Annotated in this window: 18 protein-coding genes and 1 tRNA gene; 18 read left to right on the forward strand and 1 reads right to left on the reverse strand. The window is 53.0% G+C overall.

The window, feature by feature from the left end; genetic code table 11:
- The first annotated feature begins 25 nt into the window (after positions 1–25).
- The 9 genes from AADEFJLK_RS02520 to AADEFJLK_RS02560 all read left to right on the forward strand — a co-directional run bounded on the left by AADEFJLK_RS02520 (position 26) and on the right by AADEFJLK_RS02560 (position 8,200).
- Entirely contained in the window at positions 26–658 is a 633-nt protein-coding gene (locus tag AADEFJLK_RS02520) for a phosphoribosylanthranilate isomerase (protein ID WP_103973191.1), read from the forward strand.
- On the forward strand, positions 655–1,857 hold the full coding sequence (gene trpB / locus AADEFJLK_RS02525; protein ID WP_088619066.1) for a tryptophan synthase subunit beta: 1,203 nt from the start codon (positions 655–657) through the stop codon (positions 1,855–1,857). Before AADEFJLK_RS02520 ends, trpB begins: the two co-directional genes overlap by 4 nt.
- A complete protein-coding gene (gene trpA / locus AADEFJLK_RS02530) occupies positions 1,854–2,666 on the forward strand; it encodes a tryptophan synthase subunit alpha (protein ID WP_103973192.1) in 813 nt (270 codons plus the stop codon). Before trpB ends, trpA begins: the two co-directional genes overlap by 4 nt.
- Positions 2,667–2,669: 3 nt before the next feature.
- Positions 2,670–3,599, forward strand: coding sequence for an acetyl-CoA carboxylase, carboxyltransferase subunit beta (accD, locus tag AADEFJLK_RS02535; protein ID WP_088619068.1), 930 nt, complete (start codon positions 2,670–2,672; stop codon positions 3,597–3,599).
- Positions 3,600–3,628: 29 nt separating this feature from the next.
- Positions 3,629–4,912 carry a bifunctional tetrahydrofolate synthase/dihydrofolate synthase gene (folC, locus tag AADEFJLK_RS02540; protein WP_211299154.1) on the forward strand — a complete coding sequence of 428 codons (1,284 nt, stop codon included), beginning with the start codon at positions 3,629–3,631 and terminating at the stop codon, positions 4,910–4,912.
- Positions 4,909–5,721 (forward strand): SPOR domain-containing protein, encoded by an 813-nt coding sequence (locus tag AADEFJLK_RS02545; RefSeq protein ID WP_088619070.1) that lies wholly within the window; start codon positions 4,909–4,911, stop codon positions 5,719–5,721. Before folC ends, AADEFJLK_RS02545 begins: the two co-directional genes overlap by 4 nt.
- Positions 5,722–5,748: 27 nt before the next feature.
- The gene (locus AADEFJLK_RS02550; protein ID WP_103973194.1) at positions 5,749–6,240 is read left to right on the forward strand and encodes a CvpA family protein; all 492 of its coding nucleotides are present in this window, start codon (positions 5,749–5,751) and stop codon (positions 6,238–6,240) included.
- Between the two features lie 25 nt (positions 6,241–6,265).
- Positions 6,266–7,774, forward strand: a complete 1,509-nt coding sequence (purF, locus tag AADEFJLK_RS02555; RefSeq protein WP_088619072.1) for an amidophosphoribosyltransferase — start codon at positions 6,266–6,268, stop codon at positions 7,772–7,774.
- Positions 7,775–8,002: 228 nt separating this feature from the next.
- Complete coding sequence (locus AADEFJLK_RS02560; protein ID WP_088619073.1) at positions 8,003–8,200, forward strand: hypothetical protein; 198 nt, start codon at positions 8,003–8,005, stop codon at positions 8,198–8,200.
- Here AADEFJLK_RS02560 and AADEFJLK_RS02565 read toward each other — a convergent pair whose 3' ends face one another.
- Positions 8,201–8,659: an EVE domain-containing protein gene (locus tag AADEFJLK_RS02565; protein WP_103973195.1), complete on the reverse strand. Its 459-nt coding sequence runs from the start codon at positions 8,657–8,659 to the stop codon at positions 8,201–8,203.
- A 129-nt stretch (positions 8,660–8,788) separates the two neighbouring features.
- Here AADEFJLK_RS02565 and ychF point away from each other — a divergent pair, with 129 nt between their 5' ends.
- The 9 genes from ychF to AADEFJLK_RS02610 all read left to right on the forward strand — a co-directional run bounded on the left by ychF (position 8,789) and on the right by AADEFJLK_RS02610 (position 18,781).
- The gene (gene ychF / locus AADEFJLK_RS02570) at positions 8,789–9,880 is read left to right on the forward strand and encodes a redox-regulated ATPase YchF (RefSeq protein WP_088619075.1); all 1,092 of its coding nucleotides are present in this window, start codon (positions 8,789–8,791) and stop codon (positions 9,878–9,880) included.
- A gap of 58 nt (positions 9,881–9,938) precedes the next feature.
- Positions 9,939–10,015: transfer RNA gene (locus AADEFJLK_RS02575), tRNA-Met, on the forward strand.
- Between the two features lie 406 nt (positions 10,016–10,421).
- The gene (locus tag AADEFJLK_RS02580) at positions 10,422–11,993 is read left to right on the forward strand and encodes a type I restriction-modification system subunit M (RefSeq protein WP_103973196.1); all 1,572 of its coding nucleotides are present in this window, start codon (positions 10,422–10,424) and stop codon (positions 11,991–11,993) included.
- 582 nt (positions 11,994–12,575) lie between these two features.
- Positions 12,576–12,812, forward strand: a complete 237-nt coding sequence (locus tag AADEFJLK_RS02585) for a DUF2281 domain-containing protein (RefSeq protein WP_146054493.1) — start codon at positions 12,576–12,578, stop codon at positions 12,810–12,812.
- Positions 12,813–12,930: 118 nt separating this feature from the next.
- Positions 12,931–13,161: a hypothetical protein gene (locus AADEFJLK_RS02590; RefSeq protein WP_103973198.1), complete on the forward strand. Its 231-nt coding sequence runs from the start codon at positions 12,931–12,933 to the stop codon at positions 13,159–13,161.
- The gene (locus tag AADEFJLK_RS02595) at positions 13,134–13,472 is read left to right on the forward strand and encodes a MazF family transcriptional regulator (RefSeq protein ID WP_103973199.1); all 339 of its coding nucleotides are present in this window, start codon (positions 13,134–13,136) and stop codon (positions 13,470–13,472) included. Before AADEFJLK_RS02590 ends, AADEFJLK_RS02595 begins: the two co-directional genes overlap by 28 nt.
- The gene (locus AADEFJLK_RS02600; protein ID WP_103973200.1) at positions 13,469–14,869 is read left to right on the forward strand and encodes a restriction endonuclease subunit S; all 1,401 of its coding nucleotides are present in this window, start codon (positions 13,469–13,471) and stop codon (positions 14,867–14,869) included. Before AADEFJLK_RS02595 ends, AADEFJLK_RS02600 begins: the two co-directional genes overlap by 4 nt.
- Positions 14,870–14,936: 67 nt before the next feature.
- Entirely contained in the window at positions 14,937–15,131 is a 195-nt protein-coding gene (locus AADEFJLK_RS02605; protein WP_103973201.1) for a hypothetical protein, read from the forward strand.
- Positions 15,132–15,592: 461 nt separating this feature from the next.
- A complete protein-coding gene (locus tag AADEFJLK_RS02610) occupies positions 15,593–18,781 on the forward strand; it encodes a type I restriction endonuclease subunit R (RefSeq protein WP_103973202.1) in 3,189 nt (1,062 codons plus the stop codon).
- Positions 18,782–18,885: the final 104 nt, after the last annotated feature.

The raw sequence follows: 18,885 nt of genomic DNA on the forward strand, positions 1-18,885 counted from the left end.
ATTTTCTAAATTCCCATATCACTTTATGCGAACTCGCGTTAAAATTTGCGGTTTTACCCGTGTCGAGGATGCGGTGGTTGCCGCCCAAGCAGGTGTTGATGCTATTGGCCTTGTGTTTTATCCGCCCAGCCCGCGCCATGTCGGGATAGCCCAAGCGCAGGCAATCGTCGCTGCCCTACCCGCTTTCACTTCGGTGGTGGCGTTGTTTGTCGATGCCCACGCTGAGCAAATACACGACGTGTTAGCACAAGTCCCCATCGACTGCCTGCAATTTCATGGCGATGAGACACCCGCACAATGCCGGCTCTATAACAAGCGCTACATTAAAGCGGTACGGATGCAGGCCGACACCGATGTCGGCCAACTGGCGCGGGCCTATCACGATGCCGCCGGGCTATTGCTGGATGCCTACCACCCCAACGCTAAAGGCGGTACTGGCAGCACCTTTGATTGGGAGCTGATCCCGCCGCATTGCGCCTTGCCGATTATTTTGGCGGGTGGGTTGGAACCGGGCAACGCGATACAGGCAATACAGGCGGTACGGCCTTATGCGCTGGATGTCAGCAGCGGCGTGGAAGTCGATAAAGGTATTAAAGATGCGCAAAAAATGCGTGCGTTTTTAAAGGAAGTTAACCAAGGGGATACAATAATAATATGACAGATAAATACACCATGCCCGATGCACGCGGACACTTCGGCCCTTACGGCGGTATGTTCGTAGCTGAAACCCTCATGCCGCCGATTCAGGAACTGAACGCCGCTTACCAACAGTATTTGGGCGACCCTGACTTTATCGCCGAACTGGATAAAGACTTACAATATTATGTCGGACGGCCTTCGCCCTTATACCATGCCGAACGCTGGAGCCGCGAATTGGGCGGGGCGCAAATTTATTTGAAGCGCGAAGACCTCAACCACACCGGTTCGCATAAAATCAACAATACCGTCGGCCAAGCCTTGCTTGCCAAACGCATGGGCAAAACCCGAATCATTGCCGAAACCGGCGCAGGCCAACACGGTGTCGCCACTGCGACCGTCGCCGCCCGTTTAGGTCTGGAATGCGTGGTTTACATGGGCGCGGTCGATGTCGCGCGGCAATCGCTAAACGTCTACCGCATGAAACTGCTGGGCGCGACCGTAGTCGCCGTCGAATCCGGCTCCAAAACCCTGAAAGACGCATTGAACGAAGCCTTGCGCGATTGGGTCACTAATGTCGACAACACCTTCTATATTATCGGTACGGTAGCAGGCCCCCATCCCTACCCTGCCATGGTCAGGGATTTTCAGGCCATTATTGGCCGCGAAGCCAAAGCACAATGCTTGGCGGCGACAGGCGGCCTGCCCGATGCTTTAGTCGCCTGTGTCGGCGGCGGCTCCAACGCCATCGGCCTGTTCTATCCGTTTATTGACGATGCCAGCGTCGCCCTGTACGGGGTCGAAGCCGCCGGAGACGGTATCGAAACCGGACGGCATTCCGCGCCGCTATCCGCAGGCCGCCCAGGTGTCCTGCACGGCAACCGCACCTACTTGATGTCTGATGATGATGGGGAAATTATCGAAACCCATTCCATTTCCGCCGGCTTAGATTATCCGGGTGTCGGCCCCGAACATGCGTGGCTAAAAGATACCGGGCGGGCAAATTACGTCAGCATCACCGATAACGAAGCCTTGGGTGGCTTTTATGCCCTGACCCGCATGGAAGGCATTATCCCTGCGCTGGAATCCAGCCATGCTATGGCTTACACCATGAAACTGGCGCCAACCCTGCGCCCCGACCAAACGATTATCGTCAACCTGTCAGGGCGTGGCGACAAAGACATGCAAACTATGGCAAGACGTGAAGGAATAGAACTGTGAGCCGATTAGCCGCAACTTTTGAAGCACTGGCCCAAACAGGCCGTAAAGCCCTGATCCCTTTCATTACCGCAGGCGACCCGTATCCCGAATTTACCGTGCCGATGATGCACGCAATGGTCGAAGCCGGGGTAGACGTGATTGAATTGGGCATACCCTTCTCTGATCCTATGGCCGACGGCCCGGTCATCCAACGCGCCAGCGAACGTGCTTTAGCCCATAAAATGAGCTTACGCCGTACCTTAGCAATGGCGATGGAGTTCCGCCGCAGCAACCGCCATACCCCGATTGTGCTGATGGGCTATCTTAACCCCATTGAAGCGATGGGCTATGAAGCGTTTGCCAATGCCGCCCAACGTGCCGAAGTGGACGGCATCTTAACCGTCGATTTGCCGCCCGAAGAAGGCGAAGAATGCGCCGCGTTGCTGAAAGCGCGGGACATAGACCCTATCTTTCTGCTCGCCCCGAACAGCAGTTCCGAGCGTATCCAAAAAATGGACGCAGTCGGCAGCGGATACCTGTATTATGTCTCCCTAAAAGGCGTAACAGGCGCGGGACATTTGAATATCGCCGACGTTAAGACAAAATTGGAACAATTACGCGCCAACACCCGCTTGCCGGTCGCTATCGGTTTTGGTGTCAAAGATGCCGACACCGCTAAAACAATTGCCGCATTAGGCGACGGCGTAGTAGTGGGCAGTGCCTTAATCAGCAAAATTGAGGCGAACCTTGACAGCCCCGAACAAGCGAAAAAAGAAATTATTGAATTGTTGGCCGCCATGCGCCACGCTATGGACAATAACGGAGCCTAAAAAATGAGTTGGTTAGAAAAATTACGCCCAGCTTTTATCAAAACGGATGCGTCCGCAAAGAAAACCACCGTACCCGAAGGATTGTGGAGCAAATGTGCCAACTGTAACGCCATTCTCTATAACTCGGAACTGGAAAAAAACTACAGCGTCTGTCCGAAATGCGACCATCACATGCGCATTTCCGCCAGGGCGCGGCTGAACCTATTTTTAGACGAAGGTACGCGTGAAGAAATCGGCAAAAACGTCAAACCGCTGGACCCGCTAAAATTTAAAGACACCAAAAAATATAAAGAACGCCTAGTCATCGCCCAAAAACAAACCAAAGAAACTGATGCGCTCGTCGTCATGAAAGGCCAACTCCAAGGCCAAGATGTGGTGGTTGCTGCCTTCGAGTTTAGCTTTATGGGCGGTTCTATGGGTTCGGTGGTCGGCGAACGCTTTGTGCGCGGCATTAACAAAAGTGTCGAATTGGGCATTCCGTTTGTCGCCTTTACCTCCAGCGGCGGCGCACGGATGCAAGAATCGTTGTTCTCCTTATTCCAAATGACCAAAACCAGCGCCGCCCTGACACGCTTGTCTGAACGGGGCATCCCCTATATTTCGATCATGACCGACCCGACCATGGGCGGCGTATCGGCGAGCTTAGCGATGCTCGGCGACATTAATGTCGCCGAACCTAATGCCCTGATCGGCTTTGCTGGCCCCAGGGTCATTGAGCAGACCGTGCGGGAAAAATTGCCCGAAGGCTTCCAACGCAGCGAATTTTTACAAGAACACGGGGCGATTGATATGATTATCGACCGCCGCGACATGCGCGACAAAATCGCCAGTATCCTTGCCATCCTGACCGCAAGCCAACACACCCGGCGCACCGCCGCCCTTGAAGAAACCGCCAGCCCCGTTGACGCTCCGGCTGTTGTCGTCCCTGTTTAAGCAGGGCATAGCAACGTAAGCTTATTTTGATAATGCATTTTGATTCACTACCCGGCTGGTTGCGTTGGCAAGAAGGCTTACATCCCTTAGCAATCGATTTAGGCTTAGAGCGCGTCGCCGCCGTTTATGACGCGCTTAACCCTCAGCGCCTAAAACCTTTGACCATTACCGTTGCCGGTACCAATGGCAAAGGTTCGTGCGTGGCATATCTGGAGGCTTTCTACAAAGCCCAAGGCTACCGTGTCGGCGCGTATACCTCGCCGCACATCCTCAGGTATAATGAGCGCATCAAAATCAATGGCGAACCGGTTAGCGACGAGCTGATCTGCGCGGCGTTCACGCGCATAGAAGCCGTCCGCGCCGGGCATTCGTTAAGTTATTTTGAATTTGGCACCCTAGCGGCCTTGGATATTTTTTGGCGTTCCGACCTTGATATCCAACTGTTGGAAGTAGGTCTAGGCGGACGGCTAGATGCCGTCAATATTGTCGATCCTGATGCCGCCATCGTTACCAGCATCGGCATAGACCATGTGTATTGGTTAGGTGACACCCGTGAAGCGATAGGGGGTGAAAAGGCAGGTATATTCCGCCCCGCCACCCCCGCCATCGTCAGCGACCTGGAGCCGCCCGCCTCGGTCATTGCCACCGCCCAAGCACAGCAAGCCCGGCTCTATTGTCTCAATCAGCAGTTCCACTACAGCCAACAGCAGCAAGGCTGGACATGGTCTGCCGAAGGCCGCCAGCTTGACGGCTTGCCTGAACCGGCTCTGAAAGGCGAACACCAATACCGCAATGCTTCCGCCGCCATTTTGGCGACGCAGTTGCTGTCCGAACGTCTGCCCGTCGGTGCCGATGCCATCCGCTCAGGCCTGGCAAACGTCCGCTTAGCGGGGCGTTTCCAACAGCTTCCGGGTGACATGACGGTTATCCTTGATGTCGGACACAATCCCGAAGCCGTGAAAACCTTGGTCGCTTATCTCAAGCAGTACTATCCTGACCGGACAATACACGCCGTTTTCGCCATGATGAAAGACAAAGACATTGCCAGCGTCTTGGACATTATGCACCCTGTCGTCCATAACTGGTATTTCGCGCCCTTGGCCAACCACCGGGCTATTACCGAAACCGCCATGCGCGAGATTTTTTTACAAAGTCCGGTTAGCAAGGTATCCTTTGGCTTTAGCGGATTTAAGGATGCGTTTGACGCGGCAAAAAGCCAAGCCCATCCAGATGATGTGCTGTTGGTTTTTGGCTCGTTCTTTTTGGTGTCTGATTGTTTGCATGAATTTGAGAAAAGTGAGTTGACAACATGAATCAAGAATTAACCCAACGGATCATCGGGGCCATCGTCCTGACGGCTCTGGCTGCTATTTTCATACCCATGCTATTTGAAGACCCCGTCGACAATAGCGGCCAGATGGTCAGCGAACTGACCATTCCCGAAGAGCCCGCCATCACTATGGACGACAGTGCCAGCAAATTGCCGCGCAATGCTGACGATATCGCCCCTTTACCTGATGAAACCACCGAAACCCCTGATAAAACCGACAGCAATAGCGGCCTTTCCGACACCGAAAACATGCCGCCGCCGATGGAAGAAGGTGAACTGGCAGGCGATCCTAACGACCCCGAACTGCCCGGTGAAGGCGCAATGCAAAACGACTCGGCGCTGCCTGAAGACAGCCCAATTGACCAGCCGCCCGCCGCTGCCGCCCCTGTAGTCCGCTTGGACACGGGTGATGTCAGCGAAGTCAAAAAGCCGGGCAAAAAACCCTACACGGTAAAAGAAACGCCAAAACCGCCAGCGCATGAGCCTCCCAAAGCCACGCCTGCCAAAACCCAGCCGAAAGCCCCGCCTCCGCCCCCTAAGCCTGCCAAGGCCACCGGCAGCTTGGGTCGCTACTATCTGCAAGCGGGCACTTTCAGCAAAAGGGAAAACGCTTTGGCGCTCTCCGATACCATCCGCAAACAAGGTATGCCCGTCCAACTGGACACCATCCAAACCAGCAAAGGCACGATGTATCGGCTGCGGGTCGGCCCCGAACTCGACAAAAAACGAGCAGAAACCATGCGTAGCAAGCTCCAGCAACAAAACATCGGCAGTATGCTGGTCGGCGAGTAAAGCCCCCGCTACCTGATAGGCATAACAATGATCTGGTTAGATTATGCTATCGCCGGAGTGGTCTCCGTTGCTTCTGTCATCGGCACACTCAAAGGCTATAACCAACAGGCCTTTTCCTTAGCGGTCGCTTGTCTGGCCCTGCTGGTCGGCTTAGGATTTAGCCATGATTTGGCCTATTTATTCCCCCCCGCCTTCAAAGACCCCGCCGCCAAACTGGCGGCGGCTTTTATTGCCCTATACGCACTCACCGTATCCATAGCGGCAATCATCCGGCTCTTATTAGGCAACGTATTAAAAAGTACGCCACCGAAGCTACTGCACCGCTTCGGTGGCCTCTGCTTAGGCCTATTGCGCGGCGGCCTGTGGGCAACTATCATCGTCATCCTGGCCGGTTTGTCGGTGTTGCCCCAGTCGCCGTGGTGGCACCGCACCCAATTTGTGCCGCCGTTCCAAACCCTAGCCTTATGGCTAAAAGATCACCTTCCATCAGTGTTGCTGGAAAACATTCATTATCGCTAACAACTTTAAAATCAGGTCGTAAAAAATGTGTGGTATTGCTGCTATCGTTTCGCATCAAGCTGTTAATCAAGAACTCTATGACGCGCTCACCGTCCTGCAACATCGCGGACAAGATGCGGCGGGCATAGTCACCTGCGAAAAAGGACGCTTGCACCTTCGCAAAGACACCGGATTGACCCGTGATGTCTTTACTAATGCCCAAATGATGAAACTACGCGGCAATATGGGCATTGCCCATGTCCGCTACCCGACGGCAGGCTGCACCAGCTCCGCCGAAGCCCAACCGTTTTATGTCAATTCCCCGTTCGGCCTGACTCTGGCGCACAACGGCAACTTGACCAACACCGAAGAACTCAAAGAGGCCTTGTTTGTCCAAGACCAGCGCCACATCAACACCGATTCCGACTCGGAAGTGTTGCTCAACGTCTTCGCCCATGAACTGCAAAGCCTGGGCAAGCTGCATTTAAGCGTCAATGACGTGTTCGAAGCCGTCAAAGGCGTACACCGCCGCTGTCGTGGCGCTTATGCGGTCGTGGTCATGATCGCCGGGTTCGGCATCTTAGGCTTCCGCGACCCGCACGGCATCCGTCCTATCGTCTACGGGCAACGGCAAAGCGAGTCCGGCACCGAATTTATGATCGCCTCCGAAAGCGTCGCCCTCGATGTACTGGGCTTTGAGCTGATTAGCGATGTCGCCGCAGGCGAAGCCGTCTTTATCGAAGAATCAGGTGTTTTACATACCCGCCAATGCGCCGAGAACGTTGACCATTGCCCGTGTATCTTTGAATACGTCTATTTTGCCCGCCCCGACTCGATTATCGACAACATATCCGTCTATAAGGCCCGCCTGCGCATGGGCACCAAACTGGCGGAAAAAATCCAACGCGAATGGCCGGACAACGACATTGACGTGGTCATCCCGATACCCGACACCAGCCGCACCGCCGCCCTGCAAATGGCCTACATCTTAGGCGTAAAATTCCGCGAAGGCTTTATCAAAAACCGCTACATAGGCCGCACCTTTATCATGCCCGGCCAAAAAATGCGCGAGAAATCCGTGCGTCAAAAACTCAACGCCATCGGCTTGGAATTTGAAGGCAAAAACGTCTTGCTGGTCGATGATTCGGTGGTGCGCGGCACCACCTCCGAACAAATCATCCAAATGGCCAGAGATGCGGGCGCGAAAAAAGTCTATTTCGCCTCCGCCGCGCCTCCTGTGCGTTACCCCAACGTTTACGGCATCGACATGCCCGCCGCCCATGAACTGATCGCCCACAACCGCACCGAAGACGAAGTGTCTGCCGCCATCGGCGCCGACCGCCTGATCTACCAAGATTTGGACGACCTGATCGCCGCCGTCGGCAAAGGCAACCCCAACATCAGCCACTTCGACACCTCCTGTTTCAGCAATGAATACATCACCGGAGACATCGACGACGATTACCTGGAACGCATCGAAGCCCTACGCAACGATGATGCCCAAAGCGAGCGCAATTCAGAAAATTTTATTGTCGAAATGCAAAATTGTGATTGAGGTGGGGTGATTTTACCTTTGTAGAGACGTTGCGCCGTAACGTCTCTACAGCCATCGAAACCCAAGGCAAAAACTCATGGACAAATGCTGCCGCCAATACCGGATACCATCGGCAACACGCTTGCAACATTTTACCTAACCCTATCGCCATTTCATCCACCCCCTCTATTTCCGATAGCTTTAGTGTTATAGTATCCGCCCTCCCCCCCCACAGACCAGGACAACACCATGCCAAAACGCCTCCTAACCGCCCTGCTCTTCATCCTGCTGCAAGGCTGCACCGAGCAACGCCTGTATGATACCGCGCAAGGCGCACGGGTTAACCAATGCACAAAAATCGCCGATAACAGCGAACGGGCGCGATGTTATGACACCGCCACCCAATCTTATGACCGCTACGAGCAAAGCCAACAGCCTAAGCCTTGATTATTCCAAAGCCAAAATAAACTGCCATTGCGCCGCGCTGACGGGCATGATCGACAGGCGGTTGCCGCGCCTGACTAAGGCCAGATCGGCCAATTCCGGCTTTAATTTCAGCTCGTGCAGGGTGATGGTGCGCGATAACGTCCTGACATACTGCACATCGACCCGAAACCAGCGCGGCTGCTCAAGATTACTTTTCGGGTCGAAATGCTTATCATCGGGATCAAATGCCGAACCGTCAGGATAACCCGCTTTCGCCACCGCCATAATGCCGACAATGCCCGGCTCGGCGCAGTTGGAATGGTAGAAAAACACTAAATCGCCCACCTGCATGTCGTCGCGCATCATATTGCGTGCCTGATAGTTACGCACCCCGTCCCAAGGCTCTATCTGGCCTGGACGTTGCGCCAAATCCGTGATGCTGAACGTGTCGGGTTCGGATTTCATTAACCAATACTTCATAAATGTCCTTAAATGTTAGTGTCGCGGCAAGAAATCGGCGTTTTGCCGTGTGGATTCACCCGATAGCTTGTATAATGCTGGGTTTGCTACACCCTGTTCTTAACTTAACCGATTATATAGAAAATTACTATGGCACTGTATTGTGGAATCGTGGGTTTACCCAACGTAGGCAAGTCAACCTTATTTAACGCCCTGACCCGCGCAAAAATCGCCGCCGAAAACTACCCCTTCTGCACGATAGACCCCAACGTTGGCGTAGTGCCGGTACCCGACCTTAGAATCGACAAACTCGCGGAAATTGTCAAACCCGAACGCACCCTGCCCACCACGATTGAATTTGTCGACATCGCAGGCTTAGTCGCTGGGGCTTCCAAAGGCGAAGGCTTAGGCAACAAATTCCTCGCCAATATCCGCGAAACCGATGCCATCGCCCATGTCGTGCGCTGTTTTCATGACGAAAACGTCGTCCATGTCGCGGGTAAAGTCGACCCCATTTCCGACATAGAAACCATCAACACCGAATTGGCCTTAGCCGATATGGCCTCAGTCGAACGGGCCTTATTGCGCGTCAGCAAAATGGCGAAATCCGGCAGCAAAGACGACGTGGCGAAAAAATCCGTTTTGGAACGGGTCTTAAAGCAACTCGAAGCGGGCGAACCTGCGCGTGGCCTGAATCTGGACGCGGATGAAAAAGCCTTAATCAAAGACCTGTGCCTGATGACCATCAAACCGACCATGTACATCGCCAATGTCCAAGATGACGGTTTTGACAACAATCCGCTCTTAGACAAGGTCGTCGCCCTCGCCGCCAAAGAAAATGCCCGTGTCGTGCCGATTTGCGCCGCCATTGAGGCCGAAATCGCGTTGTTGGAAGAAAACGAACGCAAAGAATTCTTGGACGACTTAGGCCTGGCAGAACCCGGCCTGAACCGTGTCGTTAGGGCGGGTTATGAGTTATTGGACTTGGCGACCTACTTCACCGCCGGGGTGAAAGAAGTCCGCGCATGGACTATCCCCGTCGGCGCCTCCGCCCCCCAAGCCGCTGGCGTTATCCACAGCGATTTTGAAAAAGGCTTCATCCGCGCCGAGGTCATCTCTTACCAAGACTTTGTCACCTACAAAGGCGAACAAGGCGCAAAAGATGCCGGAAAATGGCGGCTTGAAGGTAAAGATTACGTCGTTAAAGACGGTGATGTGGTACATTTTAGATTTAATGTTTGACAGACAGACATTATCTATATAAAATTATCGGCTCTTTTAGAGGTTCTTTCAAGAACATGGCGATATAGCTCAGTTGGTTAGAGCACGGGATTCATAACCCCGGGGTCGGCGGTTCAAATCCACCTATCGCCACCAATCAAATCAAGGCATTACATGAAAATGTAGGCCTTTTTTTATGCCCGCAAGAAAAATTGTCCCCATTTTGTCCCTCAAAATGACACCGGACAACAAGCCACCATAAAGCCGCACCCCTTGCCGCTTCAGGCACAAAAAACCACCCGAAAGTAGCTTTCCTAATCCCATCCCGCCCCCTATCTCGGCCTTGTCGATCTGCGCCCTTAGCCAAGCTACCCACCATCAAGGGGCTTTTTGTGACATCCCTAAAATATTTCACTGTTTTTAACCGTGTTGTGAAATGGTTCATAGAATCTCAGACGTTAGCCAGCCTATAATAGCCCCTTTGCCGCAAACACCGATGCCCGACCCATTGCCAGTGATGGATTAAGCGGCCTTACCTTACCCATCCCTATACCCTCAACAGATGATTGAAGACATTAAAAAAACCCTGTGGGCGACCGCCGACAAACTGCGGGCCAATATGGACGCTGCCGAATACAAGCATATTGTCCTGGGTCTGATCTTCGTCAAGTACATTTCCGACACCTTCCAGACCCGCCGCGCCGAACTGCTGGGCAAGTTTACCGACAGTGGCGACGACTACTATCTGGAAGGGGCCGACGACCCAGACCTTATTGAGGCCGAACTGGAAGACCGCGACTATTACAAAGAGGCCAACGTCTTTTGGGTGCCGGAAGCGGCGCGGTGGGAAACCTTACGCGCCCTAGCCAAACAGGCCGACATCGGCAAGCGCATTGACGATGCGCTGGCCTTGATTGAAAGCGAAAACCCCAAGCTGAAAGGCATACTCGACAAACGCTATGCGCGGGTGCAACTGCCCGACGGCAAGCTCGGCGAGTTGGTGGATTTGGTCTCGCAAATCGGCTTTGGCGAATCCGCCGACACCGCCAAAAACCACGCGCGGGATTTGCTGGGGCAAGTGTACGAATACTTTCTGGGGCAATTTGCCAGCGCCGAAGGCAAGCGCGGCGGTGACGATCACACGCCGAGAAGTGTCGATTGGTTACTTGTATCAGTACTCGCACCTGTTCAAGGTAAAGTCTATGACCCTTGCTGTGGCGTGGGCAATACTCTCCTGTTAGCCGATATATATTCAAAGTCTCATAATGGCAAGAAGGGTGACCTATCTATATATGGACAAGACGCTAACCCGACGACATGGCGATTGGCGACGATGAATCTATCAATTCATAGGATTGATTTTAATTTAGGCAAAGAACCAGCCGATACCTTCACATGTAATCAGCACCCAAATTTACAAGCCGATTACATTTTGGCAGGGCCACCCTTCAATATTTCCAACTGGTGGCATGGCAGCTTGGAAGGCGACCCGCGCTGGCTGTACGGCACACCGCCGCTAGGCAACGCCAACTACGCGTGGCTGCAACACATCCTGCACCATCTGAAACCCAACGGGCGCGGCGGCATTGTCCTGGCGAACGGCTCCATGTCGTCCAGCCAGAACAGCGAGGGCGACATCCGCCGCGCCATGGTCGATGCCGACAAAGTCGAAGTGATGATCGCCTTGCCCGGCCAGTTGTTCTTCAATACCCAAATCCCCGCTTGTTTGTGGTTTTTGGTCAAAGAAAAACGCGCCCGACTAGGCGAGGTGCTGTTTATTGATGCGCGTAAGCTAGGCAGCATGATTAGCCGCGTCCAATGCGAATTTACCGATACCGTGATTGACAGGATCGCCAACACCGTCGCCGCTTGGCGTGGCGACGGCACAACAAGCGAAGCCTACGCCGACATTGCCGGATTTTGCCGTAGCGTGACCTTGGCGGAAATTGCCGAACACGGCCATGTCCTGACCCCTGGGCGTTATGTCGGCGCTGAAGCCGTGGAAGACGATGACGAAGCCTTTGCCGACAAGATGCAAAAACTCACCGAAAAGCTCGGCGAGCAAATGGCGAAGGGCGCGGAACTGGATCAGCTGATACGGCAGAAGCTGGGGGGCTTGGGTTATACGTTTTGAGGCGGGGGGTGTTAGGGTTAAGATGTTCACGTTTTTCATAAAACCAGCCCTGAAATTTTGTACTGGTTCCCAAGCTCCAGCTTGGGAACCAACCTACTCGAAGCTCCTGCTTCGAGAATTCCAAAAAAACTCAGCGGCTGCGCCAAAACCGCTTTACAAACCTATCTGAACGGTGTTAGCAAATGTTAGTACCCAGAATTCCCGAAGCGAGAGCTTCGGAAAACAAGGTTCCCAAGCTGGAGCTTGGGAACCAGCATCTGTAATATTATTCGGGGCGGGTTTTATGAAAAACTTGATGATCGAGTATTAGGCTTGGGGCCGTTATTAAGCAAATGGCAGGCTAAACGCGGATACACGCGGTTAAGCCATCGTGCAATGGCTGAAGACCATTGCATTCCGTTCGGGGCGGCTTCTTCGGTGGAGTGCAAAGGTCTTCAGCCTTTGCCGAGGGCTTTAACCTCGCGCCTAACCCAACAAATCAAGTTGTGCCGCTTAATGTGAGTGATAACATCTCTATTTGTGGCCCAACTTTATGCCACAAGCTGTGGCACAATGCCATGCAATCCAACAGGAGAATCAATTATGTATCAAGCGATTGAAGCCGTTTCAAAATCCGGCGTTATCGAATTGTTAGAAGCCGTCGAGTTTGAGGAAAACGAGCCGTTGGTGGTGTTGAGGCGGTCCAAAAAAGTGCTGACATCAAAAACGCCCAGCCCAGCAAAAGACTGGCGGTCATTTGCTGGCCAGCTAAAATCATCGCCAATATTTGCGGGTGACCCTGTGCAAATCCAACAGGATATGCGTAATGAATGGGATTAAGTTTTTGCTGGACACCAATGTTGTTATCAGCTGACTAAAAGAATCCGAGGCGGCAATCGCGCTTGCCGAAGCTAATAGCAAAATAAGCCAACCTTTTTAAAATCAATCAGGAGCAACGATGCTGCAAACCTACGAAGCCGTGCTAGAGCCAAATGGTCACCTCCAGTTCTTGGAAACCTTACCCACACTAATCACCACCTCCTGCAGGGTGCTGGTTACTTTCACCACGGAAACGCAACCTGCTGACACGGCCTTATGCGGTGCGACCCTTAGCGAAATCGCATTGGCCCAAGATTGGTTACGCAACGAGGAGGACGCGGCATGGGCGCATTTGCAACCCGCCAAGTAATCTTGCTGCCTTTTCCGTTTTCCGACCTGTCCGCCAGCAAACTACGCCCAGCATTGTTGTTAGCGTCAGCGGGCAAAGGCGACTGGGTGTTATGCCAAATTACCAGCAACCCTTATGCGGATTCTGCCGCCGTGGAACTTACCGATGCGGATTTTGTGACAGGCAGCTTGCAACGCACCAGCTACGTCCGTCCTGGCAAACTCTTTACCGCCAATGAAACGCTGTTTAAAGGTACAGCAGGCTTATTAAAGGCCGACAAACAATCCGAAGTGGTTAATGTCATCGTAGCTTTGTTGCGGGCGGGGCTATGAGTTTAGGTGAAGACAAAACCGTAGGTCGGGTTAGCGATAGCGTAAGCCGACTGGCATCTGAATTAAGAAGATATTGGGAAAGTGCGGGAGGTCAAATACCATCAGATTGGAGTATTGTGCCCCTTGAATCGCTATTACGTGACAGCAAAAGCATTGCTGTAGGTGTCATGTATCCTGGCCCTGATACACCCAGTGGTATTCCACTTATAAAAGTTGGGGATATAAAAGACGGTTCCATTCCATTAAAACCTACTTATTGTGTATCGGAGAAAACAAACGAAGAGCATAAACGCACCCAACTTGTGGGCGATGAGTTGCTAATCACGCTTGTAGGTAATCCAGGAGAGTGTGTAGTAGTCAAGCCATCAATGGCGGGTTGGAACCCTGCTCGTGCAATAGCAGTAATTCGCCTACATGATCCGAGTATACGTATATATTTAAAAACAGTATTAGAAAGTGCTGCAAGTAGGCATCTCATTGACGCGGTGTTAAACACTACGGTTCAAAAAACGCTTAATCTAAAAGATATTCGTAAGCTACCAATTCCGATGCCACCAAGTAACACGATAAAGAACATTTCCGCTATTGCTGATGTATTGACTAACCGCATTGCCCTACTACGCGAAACCAACGCCACGCTAGAAGCCATTGCCCAAGCCCTGTTCAAATCGTGGTTTGTGGATTTCGATCTCGTACACGCCAAACAGCAAGGCCGCGAGCCGGAAGGCATGGACGCGGACACCGCCGCGCTGTTTCCTGATGGTTTTGAGGAATCGGAATTGGGTTTAGTGCCTAGGGGGTGGCGAATTGGAAACTTGGCGAACTTAGCTAAGCTTAATCCTGAATCATGGAAAGCTAATAAACACCCTGATACGGTCGCGTATATTGATTTAGCAAATACTAAAGATAATGAAATTGCCGCTATTATAGATTACCAATTTGATGAAGCACCTAGTCGTGCGCGGCGATCATTAAGTAATGGAGATACAATTATTGGCACTGTTCGTCCAGGCAACCGTTCTTTTGCTTTCATTCATGGGGCTACTAGTAATTTGACGGCAAGTACAGGTTTCGCAGTTTTGCGACCAAAAACCAGTCAAAATACTGAGTTTGTTTATCTCGCTGCCACACAAGATTCAAGTATTGAATATCTTGCTCATGTTGCAGATGGTGGAGCTTATCCTGCGGTGCGCCCTGAAGTGGTATCAGGTATTCAATGTGTTTTACCTAGTAACGAAATTATGCAAGCCTTCCATGGTATAACTAGCGAATTACTAATAAGTATTGTAGAGAATCAACAACAAGCCCAAACCCTAACCTCCCTACGCGACACCCTACTCCCCCGCCTAATCTCCGGCCATCTCCGCCTGCCCGATGCCGAAGAGGCGGCTGCATGAACCCCCGGCCACAATTAGTTATCGTAGGCGGCATGGGGGAAATTTAATTATTTTTTAGAGGTCGCGCATGAAAACAAATAAAAATGAGCGTTGGACAGTCAAAATTGCCCGTATCGGCAATAAAGCCGTCCGGGAAGCGCAAGCGCGTAACCGTGAACTGGGCATTGTCAATTGGTATTCGGTAAATGGGCAATTGGTAAATGATGCGGTAGCACCTGAACCAAACCCAGACCAAAAACCGCCTGTTACATCGCCATTATGAGCATTCAACCCTGCCATACCGCTTGGGAATGTGCATGAAATAAAAACCTGTACACAATGCCATGACGGAAGTGTCGGTAAAAACGTCGGGGGAAACGTCGGGGAAAATGTTTGCGCTGCTGCGTGAAAAACGCGTCTTACCATTCCAGAGTTAGGCACTCAATTGAGCGCAATCTGCAAAAATTACAGCAAGAAAACCGCTTGCGCCGGGTTGGTTCCAGCAAGGGTGGCTATTGGGAGTTATTGGAATGACAGAAGGCTAATTGATTCGGTAAAAAATTAGCAGTACATTTGGTTTAGTAATGCGTATAAAATAACCTCGGCATAACCGTAAGGCAGTCAGCTTATTGGAGCGCGGGCATCTTGCCCGCTGTTGCGGGCAAGATGCCCGCGCTCCACAATGTGTAGCTTTTGGCGTTTGCCTGAATGATTTTCTTACCCATTCCTTAGCAACAGCAGTGTATGACCGAAGACCAACTGGAACAAGAAACCCTAGGCTGGCTGGCGGATGTCGGTTATAGCGCCGTTTATGACCCTGATATTGCCGTCGATGGTGTCGCGCCTGAGCGTAGCCATTACGCGCAAGTGGTGTTGGTTGGGCGGTTGCGTAAGGCCATCGGCCAACTGAATCCCTTAGTGCCGATGGCCGCGCGTGAAGACGCGCTGCAACAGGTGTTGAATATGGACACGCCCGTGTTGTTGGCGGCAAACCGCCATTTCCACCGTTTGTTGGTTAATGGCGTACCCGTTGAATATCAACAAGCGGGCGAAACGCGCGGCGATTTTGTCCGGCTGGTGGATTTTGCCGATGTCGCCGCCAATGACTGGCTGGCGGTTAACCAGTTTGCCATCAAGGGGGCGAAGTATTCCCGCCGTCCTGATATTATCCTGTTTATTAACGGCTTGCCGCTGGTATTGCTGGAGTTGAAGAATCCGGCGGATGCCAACGCCGATATTTGGCAAGCCTTTAGGCAACTGCAAACCTATAAGGAGCAAATCCCCGATGTATTCCAGTACAACGAAGTGCTGGTGATTTCGGACGGCACGGAAGCGCGGCTGGGGTCGCTGTCGGCGGATAGCGAGCGGTTTATGGCGTGGCGCACCATCGACGGCGCGGCACTTGACCCTCTGGGGCAGTTTAGCGGGTTGGAAACGCTGGTGCGCGGGGTTTTAGCGCCGACTTACTTATTGGATTTCCTGCGCTTCTTTGTCCTGTTTGAAGATGACGGCACGCTGGTTAAGAAAATCGCCGGGTATCATCAGTTCCATGCGGTGCGCACGGCGATTGTGCAAGTGGTTACGGCCTCGCGCCCCGGCGGCTCGCACAAGGGCGGCGTAGTCTGGCATACCCAAGGTTCCGGCAAGAGCATCACCATGACCTGCTTCGCCGCCCGCGTGATGCGCGAACCGGCGATGGCAAATCCGACCATTGTCGTCATCACCGACCGCAATGACTTGGACGGGCAGTTGTTCGGGGTGTTTTCCTTGGCGCAGGATTTATTGCGCGAACAGCCTGTACAGGTGGAAAGCCGCCAAGACTTACGGCGTGTGTTAGCTAATCGGCCTTCCGGCGGCATTGTCTTTGCCACTATCCAAAAATTCATGCCGGGTGAAGATGAAGATTGTTTTCCGGTGCTGTCTGAACGCCAAAATATTGTCGTGATTGCCGATGAGGCGCACCGCAGCCAATACGGATTTGCCGCGAAAATCAAAACCACCCGTGCGGTAGCGGGGGTTAAGCTGTCAGATGCTTTGGATGTATCGGCTTACCCCCTCTTGGGTGCAAACGCGGCGCAAACCCCATCGGCAGCGATGACCGCCGAACCGCGTCTGGTGTATCAAGTCGGCTATGCCCAACATTTGCGCGATGCCCTGCCTAATGCCACGTTTGTCGCCTTTACGGGTACGCCAGTATCCGCCGAAGACCGCGACACCCGCGCCGTGTTCGGCGACTACATCGACGTTTACGATATGCAGCAAGCCCGTGAGGATGGCGCGACGGTGGCGATTTATTTTGAATCACGGCTGGCAAAACTGGGGCTGAAACCAGAGGCCTTGGCAGACATGGACGCGGAAGTCGATGAGCTGGCCGAAGATGAAGAAGACGACCAACAAGCCCGCCTGAAAAGCCGCTGGACAGCCCTTGAGCAAGTGGTCGGGGCGCAGCCGCGCATCCGGCAAGTCGCCGCCGACTTGGTGGCCCATTTTGAGGAGCGCGGCCAAGCGCAATCCGGCAAGGCCATGATAGTGGCGATGAGCCGGGAAGTGTGTGTGCATCTGTACAACGCCATTATCGACCTTCGCCCTGCTTGGCATGACGACGACCCCGAAAAAGGAGCCATTAAAATCATTATGACCGGTTCGGCCAGCGACAAGCCTTTGTTGCGCCCGCATATCTACGCTAAACAAACCAAAAAGCGGCTGGAGAAACGCTTTAAAAATCCAGATGACCCGTTGCGGTTGGTGATTGTCCGCGATATGTGGCTGACCGGCTTTGACGCGCCCTGTGTGCATACGATGTATGTGGACAAGCCCATGCAAGGCCATAACCTGATGCAGGCCATCGCCCGTGTCAACCGTGTGTTCCGCGATAAGCAAGGCGGCTTGGTGGTCGATTACATCGGCATTGCCAACAGCCTGAAAGCTGCCTTAAAAGAATACACCGCCAGTAAGGGCCGTGGCCGCCCCACCGTCGATGCCCAGGAAGCCTACGCGGTGCTGGAAGAAAAGTTGGATATTCTTCGCGCCCAGTTGCATGGCTTCGATTACGGCGATTTTTTGACCGGCGGTCATGGCATATTGGCGAAAACTGCCAACCATGTACTGGGTATCAAAGAGGGCAAAAAACGTTTCTGCGACACCGCGCTGGCTCTATCCAAAGCCTTCAGCTTGTGCTGCACATTGGACGAAGCCAAGGCCGTGCGCGAAGAGGTCGCCTTTTTCCAGGCCGTCAAGGTGTTGCTGACCAAGAAGGACAGTACCCACAAAAAGAAAACCAACGAAGAGCGCGAACTGGCGATACGGCAGATTATCGGCTCGGCGGTGGTATCTGAAGAGGTGGTGGACATTTTTGATGCCGTGGGGCTGGACAAGCCCAATATCGGTATTCTTGACCAAGCCTTTCTGGATGATGTCCGCAACCTGCCCGAACGCAACCTGGCTGTGGAATTGCTGGAGCGGTTGCTGGAAGGCGAAATAAAAGCCCGTTTCGCGACTAATATTGTCCAGCAGCATAAGTTCTCAGAACTGCTCGCCGACAGCATCAAACGTTACCAGAACCGTTCGATTGAAACCGCGCAGGTGATGGAAGAGCTGATCCAGATGGCGAAAAAGTTCAAGGCAGCGGCGGAGCGCGGCGCGAACCTAGGCCTAAACCATGACGAGTTGGCTTTTTACGACGCTTTGGCGAACAACGAGGAATCGGTACGCGAGTTGGGCGACGAGACGCTGAAAAAAATCGCCCACGAACTGGCGGAAAATTTACGCAAAAATATCAGCGTCGATTGGTCAGTGCGCGAAAGCGTCCGAGCCAGCTTAAGGCTGATGGTCAAGCGTATCTTACGCAAATACAAATACCCGCCCGGCAAACAGGAAGAGGCCGTGCAACTGGTGTTGGAGCAGGCGGAAAGCTTGAGCGCCGAATGGGCTTAGGCCGAAGTGGCTTGTTCATCGCCAAACAGACCGCGCCCAGCAAATGGGCGCTTTACCGCAAAGGATGCAAGACCGGATATGCCCCGACTTGTACCCTTGTGCTG

Origin of the sequence: Methylovulum psychrotolerans, assembly GCF_002923755.1 — a bacterium.
GTDB lineage: Bacteria > Pseudomonadota > Gammaproteobacteria > Methylococcales > Methylomonadaceae > Methylovulum > Methylovulum psychrotolerans.

What these genes read in the sequence shown, in the direction of transcription:
- AADEFJLK_RS02520 (WP_103973191.1), top strand. Translation starts at nt 26, where the DNA reads ATGCGAACTCGCGTTAAAATTTGCGGTTTTACCCGTGTCGAGGATGCG.
- trpB (WP_088619066.1), top strand. Translation starts at nt 655, where the DNA reads ATGACAGATAAATACACCATGCCCGATGCACGCGGACACTTCGGCCCT.
- accD (WP_088619068.1), top strand. Translation starts at nt 2,670, where the DNA reads ATGAGTTGGTTAGAAAAATTACGCCCAGCTTTTATCAAAACGGATGCG.
- AADEFJLK_RS02545 (WP_088619070.1), top strand. Translation starts at nt 4,909, where the DNA reads ATGAATCAAGAATTAACCCAACGGATCATCGGGGCCATCGTCCTGACG.
- AADEFJLK_RS02550 (WP_103973194.1), top strand. Translation starts at nt 5,749, where the DNA reads ATGATCTGGTTAGATTATGCTATCGCCGGAGTGGTCTCCGTTGCTTCT.
- purF (WP_088619072.1), top strand. Translation starts at nt 6,266, where the DNA reads ATGTGTGGTATTGCTGCTATCGTTTCGCATCAAGCTGTTAATCAAGAA.
- AADEFJLK_RS02560 (WP_088619073.1), top strand. Translation starts at nt 8,003, where the DNA reads ATGCCAAAACGCCTCCTAACCGCCCTGCTCTTCATCCTGCTGCAAGGC.
- AADEFJLK_RS02565 (WP_103973195.1), bottom strand. Translation starts at nt 8,659, where the DNA reads ATGAAGTATTGGTTAATGAAATCCGAACCCGACACGTTCAGCATCACG.
- ychF (WP_088619075.1), top strand. Translation starts at nt 8,789, where the DNA reads ATGGCACTGTATTGTGGAATCGTGGGTTTACCCAACGTAGGCAAGTCA.
- AADEFJLK_RS02580 (WP_103973196.1), top strand. Translation starts at nt 10,422, where the DNA reads ATGATTGAAGACATTAAAAAAACCCTGTGGGCGACCGCCGACAAACTG.
- AADEFJLK_RS02585 (WP_146054493.1), top strand. Translation starts at nt 12,576, where the DNA reads ATGTATCAAGCGATTGAAGCCGTTTCAAAATCCGGCGTTATCGAATTG.
- AADEFJLK_RS02590 (WP_103973198.1), top strand. Translation starts at nt 12,931, where the DNA reads ATGCTGCAAACCTACGAAGCCGTGCTAGAGCCAAATGGTCACCTCCAG.
- AADEFJLK_RS02595 (WP_103973199.1), top strand. Translation starts at nt 13,134, where the DNA reads ATGGGCGCATTTGCAACCCGCCAAGTAATCTTGCTGCCTTTTCCGTTT.
- AADEFJLK_RS02600 (WP_103973200.1), top strand. Translation starts at nt 13,469, where the DNA reads ATGAGTTTAGGTGAAGACAAAACCGTAGGTCGGGTTAGCGATAGCGTA.
- AADEFJLK_RS02605 (WP_103973201.1), top strand. Translation starts at nt 14,937, where the DNA reads ATGAAAACAAATAAAAATGAGCGTTGGACAGTCAAAATTGCCCGTATC.
- AADEFJLK_RS02610 (WP_103973202.1), top strand. Translation starts at nt 15,593, where the DNA reads ATGACCGAAGACCAACTGGAACAAGAAACCCTAGGCTGGCTGGCGGAT.